The following is a 10,046-nucleotide window of genomic DNA, read 5'->3' as shown; positions in this document are numbered from 1 at the left end:
AGATGCTTTTAATAGAATTGATATTTGAGCACTATTTTTAATTTTTGAAGAAACAAAATTCGAGAATTCAGTACTTTCGAAAATAGATTTACTTGTTTTTAAACTAATATTTGTACATAAAAATATTCCTTTTTTATAATTCTCTATAAAAAGATCAATTTTTTAATGTCTTCTTGTACTTGTGATTGTGTAGTGTTAGGTGTTGTTTTCACTTCTACCATTAACTCCTGCTCATTAAAGCTTCCTGGTTCATGAATTAAAAAATCTGGAATATAAATTTTCTTTAAGCTAGTTACTCCTGATTTTTTGAGCGTTTCTCTCCATTCTATAGGAATTTTTTTTGACCAACTCTGCTTGTAAAATTGCTTTTCCTTTAAATTTTCTATCTTCCATAAGTATGCGGATTTGATGATAGAGTTCATAGCAAAATACACGCTCATAGTAATTTTCAGATTGGATTAAAAATGCTTCTCTTTGTTTTTGTGTATATTTTTGTGATATAAGTTCTTTTTCTATAGTTTTTCTCCAATTGTTAGAAACGTAATAAGATAATTCAACTTGTTCTAGTGCATCCATCAGTAATGTTTCGTACATTTGTGAGTTCATTTTTAATCACCTCGAAGTATAATCATATTAATAATAATTTAGTAAATCTAAAGTTAAACCGAATCTTAAAGTCGATTATAGCGAACCGATTTCATCGATTTTTAAGACTGAATAGGGTTTGATCGTATTCGGTCAGCACGTTGTTCAGTGTATCCATAAAGTCTGCGCTTATTGCTTCAAGAAGCAAAACTTTTGTTGATTTTTTAAACTTGATTTGTCTGGAAGTCGGATCAACACTAATATTGGCTAAATGGCGTTGCTCTAATCCGATTTGTTTCAAGGCTTGCATCATACGGATTCCCAGACTATTGCTGAATTTAGTCACTTTGCGTTCAATTTCGGTCATTTGAAAGATTCACCTCCTACCAAGATCATTTGACTACTATAACAATCATACACTAGCAAAATGAAAATGCGTCCTTATACCCTCCCCCTATAACCAGCCATACCTTCTTCGTCTAAACGCTTCTACCTCCAACGGTGCTACAATAAAGTGCATTCAATCGTTTCGATCTCACGCAATCACATATTCAATCCCAACACGCATACACCCAAGGAGGACCACCCCCATGACCGATAAATTCCAAATCGTAGGCAGCTTGCTGCGCCCTGACGATCTTCTCAAATACAAAACGCAAATCGAACACCGCGACGATATCCAGTATCCGTTTTACCAAGAGTTCGACGGCTACGAGCAGTGCGAAGCGAAAGCGATCGACTCCGTCGTACAGGACCAAATCAAACACGACCTCTCAATCATCACGGACGGAGAATATTCCAAGTCCATGTGGCATCTCGACTTCGTGTGGGGCTTCGGCGGCATCGAGCGCTATATCGCCGATCACGGGTACTTTTTCCGCGACGTCGACGGCACTTCCAAGTACGAGACGCGCAAAGACATCGGGCTGCGCATCACGGGCGAACTGGGCGGCAAAAACCACCACTTCATCAAATCGTTCAAGCAGCTCAAAAACAGCGCGGGCGACCGCGAAACGAAGCTTTGCGTACCGTCTCCGTCCCATATCTTCGGCGAACTGTCGTGGTCGGACAATATCGGCGGCACGGATTCCGTATACAAAGACGCGACAGAACTGAAAGCCGGACTCGTCAAAGCGTACAAAGAGTTCGTGCAGGACTTCGCGGACGCGGGCGGGGAAATCCTGCAATTCGACGACTGCCTGTGGGAGCTGTTCGCCGACGATAACCCGAACTCCCCGTACACGGGCGAAAATATCAACCAAGAGCAGGTACAGGCGCTCGCGGCCGAATTTATCGACATCAACAACACGGTGATCGACTTCGGGCACGAACTGGGTCTGAAAATGTGGACGCACAACTGCCGCGGCAACTACGATTCGCGCAATATGGGCGGCGGTTCGTACGTGAAGATCGCGAACCTGTTCCTGAAGCAGCTCAAATACGACCGTTTCTTCCTGGAGTGGGACGACGAGCGCGCAGGTTCCCTGGAAGCGCTCGAAGTGTTCAAAGACCGCCCGGACACAGAGATCGTACTCGGCTTGCTGTCTTCCAAAACGAGCACCCTCGACGACGAAGAGCGCGTACTGCGCCTGCTCGACGAAGCATCGAATATCATCGACAAAGACCGTCTGCTGCTGTCCCACCAATGCGGCTTCGCGTCTTGCGACGGCGGCAACGAACTGAGCCAAGCCGAACAATGGGCGAAGATTGACCAGGGACAAAAGATCGCGAAGCAATATTGGGCGAAATAAAATAGGTAAAGCCAAACAGACCCCGAGCATTTCGATGCTCGCAGGGTCTGTTTTTTTGATTGAGAAATGAGTTCGAAGCCGGTTTCTCGCATTCACGGCGCCTGAGAAACCGGAACGCAATGGGCTTCGATCATCGAGGCTAACTGCTGAAAATTAAATCGATGGCTTACCCTATGCACCGTAAAATCTTTAGTTATTTTTGCTTCGATATAGCTTTTTCCGTATAATAATAGGCTAACGCAAACTGCTTTAGGAGGACATCATGGACTTTATCCGCAACCATCTTCAAGGCTACGGCATGAGCGACCTGATGGTCGCGTACCTGTCCAATATCATCATGGTGCTATTCATCGCCGCAGTCTCCGTTATCGCCAATCTAATCACCAAAAAGATCGTATTGAACGTTATCGCCCGAATCGTCCGTAGAGAACGGCATAAATGGGGCGTGATCGTGCTGGAGAAAAACGTGCTGCACAAGCTGTCGCATCTCGTGCCGGCGGTCATCATCTATTTTTCCGCATGGTCTTTTCCTGCTTACCAAATTCTGATCGAACGTCTGGCGGCAGTCTATATGATCGTCGTGACCATCATGGCGCTGAACGCGCTGCTTAACGCTTTCGACGAGATTTACCGTTCGTTCGAAGTGTCCAAGATTCGCCCGATCCGGGGCTATATCCAAGTCATCAAGATCGTGCTGTTTATCATCGGCGGCATTCTGATCGTAGCCGGATTGATCGGGCAGAACCCTCTCATTATTCTCAGCGGCCTGGGCGCTTTGTCGGCGGTGCTGATGCTGGTGTTCAAAGACTCCATTTTGGGTCTGGTAGCGGGCGTGCAGCTTTCGTCCAACGATATGGTGCGCGTAGGCGATTGGATCGAAATGCCCAATTACAACGCCGACGGCGACGTTATCGACATCACGCTCAATACGGTCAAAGTCATGAATTTCGACAAAACGATCACGATGATTCCGAGCTACGCCCTGATTTCCGATTCGTTCCGCAACTGGAGAAGCATGCAGATGTCCGGCGGCAGACGGATCAAGCGCAGCATTCAGATCGATACGAGCAGCATCTCTTTTTGCACGGAACAGATGATCGGGGAGTTCCAAAAGATCCATTACCTGTCCGATTATCTCGCGACGCGAACGAACGAGATCGAAGAATACAACCGCAAACACCAGATCAACCGGGAAAGCCGGGTGAACGGGCGCCAACTGACAAATGTGGGCGTATTCCGGGAATATATCACACAGTATCTGCGCCACCATCCGGGCATCCATCAGCAGATGACGCTCATGGTCAGACAGCTTGCGCCCGGAGACAACGGACTGCCGCTGGAAATCTATGCGTTCAGCAGCGATACGGCGTGGAGCGTGTACGAGACGGTGCAGGCGGATATTTTCGACCATATTTTCGCTGTCGCTCCGATGTTCGGCCTGCGCATTTTCCAGAATCCGACGGGACACGATATCGTGCGGGTTAACGAAAACGGCAAAGCGGCCAAACCGACCGATTTCGATTCGGAAGCGGGATGACCGGGGTATCGCGTTGAAAAGGTCAATTTTCGGTGCAGCGTTCCGCCAGATTCCGATTCTCGAAAAGCCCCGGTTTCCGTTTGGAAATCGAGGCTTTTTTTGCTGAAAACGTTCAAAATTCGATTCGAAACCTTCGCTTCAAAAACGCTTTTCGCTTGTCTGAAGACTCGATTTATTCAAGAAAATAAAAAAAATACGGTTTTATTTTCAACGCGACGAATTTCCAGCAAAAGCGAGTATACAAGTGTATACAACCGTATATACAAGTTCTTTTTTTCTCAACCTTTCCTGGAAACCTGCTAAAATCGCTTTATCCGTTTGTCAATAAAACCAGCCTTTGTTAACCTATATATCGTTGTTAACTTGATGGGTGTCAGCTATTCATTCGTCAAATGTCGTCCGATATTCCGCGGAATCGTCAAGCACAATAGCTTGTCAATGCAAAAACGATTGTAAAGAGGGGATTACAAATGATGAACAAAACAAAAAAATGGATGACTCTGGGCAGTTTGGCTGCCGTATTGGCGTTGGGCGCTTGTTCGTCCTCGAACCCGAGCACAAGCGCGGAAAGTCAAACGGTCGGAGAGCGGTTGAACTACACGATTACCGGTACCGATCCGGGAGCGGGCCTGATGCGTTTGAGCGCGCAGGCGATCGAAGACTACGACCTGTCCGAATGGAAACTGTCGGAAAGCTCCGCTGCCGCGATGACCGCCGCATTGGACAAGGCTTACAAAAAAGAAGAACCGATCGTTATCACGGCTTGGACGCCGCACTGGATGTTCAATACCTACGATCTGAAATATCTGGAAGACCCGAAAAAAACTTACGGCGAACCGGAAGAGATTCATACAATCGCGCGTCTCGGACTGGAAAAAGACCATCCGACGGCTTACGCGTTTTTGGATCGCTTTAACTGGACGGCCGACGATATGGGCGAAGTCATGATCTCGATTCAGGACGGCAAAAGCCCGGAACAAGCCGCAGCGGAATGGGTGGACGGCCACGAGGCGGAAGTGAACGCTTGGACCGAAGGGTTGCAGCCCGTGCAGGGGGACGACTTTACGCTTGCGTTCGTCGCTTGGGATTCCGAGATCGCCAGTACCAACGTTGTGGCGCATGTGCTAAGCGAAAAGCTGGGGTATAACGCCAAAACGTTGCAGGTCGAGATCGGCCCGATGTGGATCGGCGTCGCCGACGGCAGCGTGGACGCCATCGTCGCCGCCTGGCTGCCGATCACGCACGAAAACTATTGGGAGCAGTACAAAAACAAAGTCGAAGACCTCGGCGCGAACATGGTCGACGTCAAATCCGGCCTGGCCGTACCGACTTATATGGAAGACGTCAATTCGATCGAAGATTTGAAGTCTTAAACGTAGTTTGAACGAATCGACGGGCTTTCTCGGCAACCAAGTAGAGCCAGGTGAAGTCAAGCCAAGTCGAGTTCAAAAAGCTTCTATTTGAATAATCTTAAGATGAAAAATAAAATAAGTACGGATATGCACTTAATTTCTTGAAATTCTTCTATTTGAGAAGAATAGGTGCGAATATGCACTTAATTTCTCCGATTCCTGATCTTTTACGCGATCTTTCTTCAAATAAGTGCATATTCGCACTTATCTGAAGATTTGGAAGCCAATCGGAATAAATAAGTGGATTTGAGCACTTATTTCAACGCATCATCGGAAGCTTTTCGAAGCGTCGGTCATGGTGTACCGTTTGCTTGAATAGTCGAATTTGATTCGGTAATACAAACGAAATGCGGCAGTCATGCGAGAATTCGCGCGACTGCCGCATTTTTGCGAAAACAGCATAATCGTCTGACGTCGGCCTCAAATCTTCTACAATTTCGTCAAAAAGTTTCTAAACTTCCTCCGATCTTGGCTCTATGCCCTGTATGCGTATACAAAAATGTGGCATATTGGAGTAGCAACGGCTTTTTCCATCGTAAGTCAGACAAGCTAGCAGGCGGACAGCTCCGCTTCCCTAACTCTTCAACCCTGCTTTAACATACCCCTTATATCCAGGAGGAATTTCGCAATGACGAATGAATTCAACCCAGCTTTGCTCGAAACGCCTGAAATCCGCTCTGCGCTGAAGTTGCTTTACGGCGAAGCGCAGCTTGCCCAGCAAACGGCGCGTTACCGAAATGTGCTGGACACCTACGCCCAAACCTACGGAGCCGAGTCGGTCAAACTGTTCAGCGCGCCGGGACGGACGGAAATCGGCGGCAACCATACGGATCATAACCACGGCAAAGTGCTGACCGGCAGCATCGACCTCGACACCATCGCGGCTGCGGACCAGACGGACGATAACGTGATCACGCTGCGCTCGGAAGGTTACGAGAAGCAGTATGCGATCAACCTCGATCAGTTGGACATCAGCGCCGAAGACGACGGAACGGCGGGTCTGATCCGCGGCATCGCTTCCGGTTTTGTAGAAAAAGGCTACCGCATCGGCGGCTTCCATGCTTATGTATCGAGTAACGTGTACAGCGCGTCGGGACTTAGCTCGTCGGCTTCGTTCGAGATGCTGATTTGCACGATCCTCAACACCTTTTATAATGAAGGAAAGCTCAACGCGGTACAGATGGGCAAGATCGGCAAATACGCGGAAAACAAGTTCTGGAACAAGCCGTCCGGCTTGCTGGATCAGATCGCGTGCGCGCACGGCGGCTTGATCTCGATCGACTTCGAAAACCCGGAGGAGCCGCATATCGAAAAGGTTACGTACCGCTTTGACCAAGACGGCTACTCGCTCGTGATCGTCAATACGGGCGGCAACCATGCGGATCTGACAGAAGACTACGCGGCCGTGCCGGAAGAGATGTTCGCCGTCGCCGAGCTGCTCGGGACGACCTATTGCCGCGGGACGTCGCCGGATGAATTGTACGCCCGCCTGCCGGAAATCCGCGAACAAGCAGGCGACCGTGCCGTGTTGCGCGCGCTGCATTTTTTCGAAGAGAACGATCGCGTAGACGGCCAACTGGCAGCGCTCCGCAACAATGATCTTCAGGCGTTTCTCCCGCTGATTACGGAGTCCGGCAATTCGTCGTGGAAATGGCTGCAAAACGTCTACCGTCCGTCGGTGACGCGTCAGCAGGAAGTCGCGATCGCGCTGGCGATTACGGAACGTTACATCAAGCAGTTTGGAAAAGGGGCTTGCCGCGTGCACGGAGGAGGCTTCGCGGGCGTGATTCTGGCGATTCTGCCTCAAGCTGCCGTTCCGGCGTATCAAGAACTGATCCAAAGCACGCTAGGCACGGAATCGCTGGAAATCCAGGTTCGCGCGCACGGTGCCGTTTGCCTGGATGACGTGAAGTAAAAAGGAGTTTACCGAGATGAGTTTGAGCGCAAGCCGCAAAAACGTCCCGCAAGATGTCGTGATCGAGCAGGTAACGAAAAATTTCGTATGCCGCACCTTGTGGAGCGAAGGCCGACCTTGCTTGGAATACACGAGCGAGGAGCAACTGCGGGAGATCGAAACATATGTGCGAACACAGTTCGATTGGGATCTGTACGACGTGTTTTTTACCGCCGTGCCGACGTTGGATGACGAATAGATAGAGCAGTGGCACCCGATCGAATAGACGCTGCTTATATCCATATCCCCTTAAAAAAAGAACAAGAAAAACGAGCCGCGGAAGAAATTCTGACGGCTCGTTTTTTTGCGACGGCTTCGTGCATCTTCGTACGCCGTTACGGTCGATCTGCCTTTACAATCGCGCCGTGCCGTTTACCGCTGGTCAGATTTTTTCCACCAGAACATCGTTCCGATCGCGCCGATCCCGAACAGCAGAATCAGCATCGCGTAACTGGCTGTTCCGAGCGGAAAAGAAGAAGCCCCGGAGTGGCTCATCGACAGATGCAGCGCCGGGATCGACCAGGGCAGATACGCGCCGAGCGCGGTCGGTCCGGCGGTCAAAGCGACCATCAGCGTGGTAAAAGCGTACGCGATCGGAACGAGATAGCCGCGCGAGATGCCGGCCAGCAGCGCGACCGGCGAGCAGAGCAGCAGATGGAACGCGGCGATAAGCAGCAGTCCGCCGAGCTGGTCGGCGACAATGCGCCACGACAAGCCGGGAATGCCGATCAACAGACCGAGCAGCAGCGAGAAGCCGAAGATCGTAAGCGTCGCGATCACGCACCAACCGGCGATCGCGACGCTTTTGGCGATTACGATTGTTGTGCGGGAGATTGGAAGCGCCAGCAGATCTTTCACTGTGCGATCCGTGTACTCTCGTCCGAATACCCAAGCGGTCAGCGTGCCGAACCCCATCAGGCCGAAAACGGAAGCGAACAAAAACGTCATATTGCCCAAATGTTCGTTCCAATCCGCACCGCCGGAACGGATACCGGTGACGAACAACAGAAAAACCAACATCCCCCACAGCACCGGCGAACGGCTCAATTTTCGATTTTCCACATACACGGCATTCCATAACGACCTCATGACAAAGTTCCTCCTTATGATCGACATTAGTGGCTGACCATTTGCAAAAAGTACGATTCCAGACCTTCTTCGTGCACAGTCAGCTCCGACAGCGGGAGATCTGCGCCGACCAGCAGCTTGGCTATATGTTCCGGTTGCCGGATCGCCGATTCGTCCGCAATCTCGATCCTGCCGTCGTCCGCGATTTGCGTCGCGTAACCGGATTGCCTCAGCAGCTCGCTTGCCTGTTCTCCTTTTTCCAGAACCTTAACCGTCAGGCGCTTGCGCCGGAGCTGTTCGAATTGTTGCGAGCTAATCTCCTGAAGCAGCGCGCCGCCGTGGATAATGCCGATCCGGGACGCCAGCTTGGACATTTCCTCCAAAATATGACTGGAAATAAACACGGTCACGCCTTCTTCTTTCGCCAAATGCCGCAGCAGTTCCCGAATATGCACGATGCCTGCCGGGTCCAGCGCATTGGTCGGTTCGTCGAGAATAAGAACGGAAGGGTTATGGATCATCGCTTTGGCGAGACCGAGCTTCTGCGCGTTGCCGAGCGAGAGGTTTTTGGCTTTGGTATCGGCGTAGCGGACAAGTTGCAGTCGGTCCATGACGGCTTCGGTCGATTTTTTTTCCGGCAGTCCGCGCAGCTTGGCGATCAGCCTCAGATTTTCCCGCACCGTGAAATTCGGGTACGCATACGGCGTCTCGACCATGTACCCGACTTGCTGCCACAGATCGGGATCGGCTCCGATCACGCTCCGGCCGTTGATATACGCTTCGCCGGAAGTCGGCTTAATCATACCCAGCAGCATACGGATCGTGGTTGTTTTTCCGGCTCCGTTCAGACCCAAAAAGCCGTAAATTTCTCCCCGGTACACATTCAGCGAGATACTTTGCAAAACCGAATAGTCGCCGTATCGTTTGGTCAGGGATTCCGTGCGAATGATCTCTTGCATCGTCGATTCTCCTTGTTTGTCATTTTGTTTTACTGAACGATCGTTGAGTGAATTTGTTAAAAAAAGAAGCACCGAAGTGCCTGTAGATCTATGGATCGCAGTTATCTTATTTCGCCCATAATCCCGCGTAAAATTCGGCCAGTTTGACCGCTTCTTCTTGCTGCACTTCATCGTCCCTGAGCAGCTTCTGAATAATCGTAAACACGATATGCGCCAAAAACTGCGAGGAAGCGAGCGAGAAATCCATGTCCCGAACCTCGCCTTGCTTTGCGCGCCGCGATAGATAGTCGGACATCGCTTCGAACGGAAGGGTGGTCAGGCCGTCGAGCGCTTTTTTTTGTTCGTCGTTCAATAGCGAGCGTTCGCGGATCAGAATTCGGAAATAGTCTTGGTCTTCTGTCAGTCTTTGCGCCAAGCCGAGGATCAGTTCAGTCAGCGCGTCGGTCAGGGCAAGATTCGGTTTCGCGAAAATCTGTTGAAAAACAAGCACGATGCCGCCGATCCGTTCTTCTTGCGCCGTTTGCAGCACCGTCGTCAAAATTTCGAATTTGCCGCCGGGAAAATAGTGGTACGTCAACGCGTCCGCCATGCCGATCGCTTTGTTCAGCTCCCGCATAGACACGGCATGATACCCTTTTTCCGCAAAAAGCTGTTTGGCTGCATGAAGAATCTGCTGCTTGCGCTGAGCGGCTTGAAGATCCCGGCTGGTCATGCGTTTACCGGTTTGTTTATAGTCCATAAGCATATCCTCATTTCGCTAAACGTTCGTTGAGCCAATAG

Annotated in this window: 10 protein-coding genes; 5 read left to right on the top strand and 5 right to left on the bottom strand. The window is 50.2% G+C overall.

Annotated elements, in window-relative coordinates; genetic code table 11:
- Positions 1-288: 288 nt before the first annotated feature.
- On the bottom strand, positions 289-606 hold the full coding sequence (locus WKI47_RS18785) for a hypothetical protein (protein WP_340228706.1): 318 nt from the start codon (positions 604-606) through the stop codon (positions 289-291).
- A gap of 91 nt (positions 607-697) precedes the next feature.
- Positions 698-952, bottom strand: a complete 255-nt coding sequence (locus WKI47_RS18780) for an AbrB family transcriptional regulator (protein WP_340228705.1) — start codon at positions 950-952, stop codon at positions 698-700.
- 223 nt (positions 953-1,175) lie between these two features.
- Between WKI47_RS18780 and WKI47_RS18775 the strand changes: the two genes are divergently transcribed.
- The 5 genes from WKI47_RS18775 to WKI47_RS18755 all read left to right on the top strand — a co-directional run bounded on the left by WKI47_RS18775 (position 1,176) and on the right by WKI47_RS18755 (position 7,438).
- A complete protein-coding gene (locus WKI47_RS18775) occupies positions 1,176-2,336 on the top strand; it encodes a cobalamin-independent methionine synthase II family protein (protein WP_340228704.1) in 1,161 nt (386 codons plus the stop codon).
- 262 nt (positions 2,337-2,598) lie between these two features.
- Positions 2,599-3,873 (top strand): mechanosensitive ion channel family protein, encoded by a 1,275-nt coding sequence (locus WKI47_RS18770; RefSeq protein WP_340228703.1) that lies wholly within the window; start codon positions 2,599-2,601, stop codon positions 3,871-3,873.
- Positions 3,874-4,343: 470 nt separating this feature from the next.
- Positions 4,344-5,246 (top strand): glycine betaine ABC transporter substrate-binding protein, encoded by a 903-nt coding sequence (locus WKI47_RS18765; protein WP_425355484.1) that lies wholly within the window; start codon positions 4,344-4,346, stop codon positions 5,244-5,246.
- Positions 5,247-5,913: 667 nt separating this feature from the next.
- On the top strand, positions 5,914-7,200 hold the full coding sequence (locus tag WKI47_RS18760; RefSeq protein WP_340228702.1) for a galactokinase: 1,287 nt from the start codon (positions 5,914-5,916) through the stop codon (positions 7,198-7,200).
- 16 nt (positions 7,201-7,216) lie between these two features.
- Positions 7,217-7,438, top strand: a complete 222-nt coding sequence (locus WKI47_RS18755; RefSeq protein WP_340228701.1) for a hypothetical protein — start codon at positions 7,217-7,219, stop codon at positions 7,436-7,438.
- A gap of 173 nt (positions 7,439-7,611) precedes the next feature.
- On the opposite strand, the gene WKI47_RS18750 is transcribed toward WKI47_RS18755, so the two are convergent.
- From WKI47_RS18750 to WKI47_RS18740, 3 genes are all read right to left on the bottom strand, one after another.
- Positions 7,612-8,328 carry an ABC transporter permease gene (locus WKI47_RS18750; RefSeq protein WP_340228700.1) on the bottom strand — a complete coding sequence of 239 codons (717 nt, stop codon included), beginning with the start codon at positions 8,326-8,328 and terminating at the stop codon, positions 7,612-7,614.
- Between the two features lie 26 nt (positions 8,329-8,354).
- A complete protein-coding gene (locus WKI47_RS18745) occupies positions 8,355-9,266 on the bottom strand; it encodes an ABC transporter ATP-binding protein (RefSeq protein WP_340228699.1) in 912 nt (303 codons plus the stop codon).
- A 106-nt stretch (positions 9,267-9,372) separates the two neighbouring features.
- The gene (locus WKI47_RS18740; RefSeq protein WP_340228698.1) at positions 9,373-10,005 is read right to left on the bottom strand and encodes a helix-turn-helix domain-containing protein; all 633 of its coding nucleotides are present in this window, start codon (positions 10,003-10,005) and stop codon (positions 9,373-9,375) included.
- Between the last annotated feature and the right edge of the window lie 41 nt (positions 10,006-10,046).

Source organism: Saccharibacillus sacchari, from assembly GCF_037722395.1.
GTDB classification, from domain to species: domain Bacteria; phylum Bacillota; class Bacilli; order Paenibacillales; family Paenibacillaceae; genus Saccharibacillus; species Saccharibacillus sacchari_A.
The sequence above is the reverse complement of the archived record's forward strand: the minus strand, read 5'-3'. Positions and strand labels throughout refer to the sequence as shown.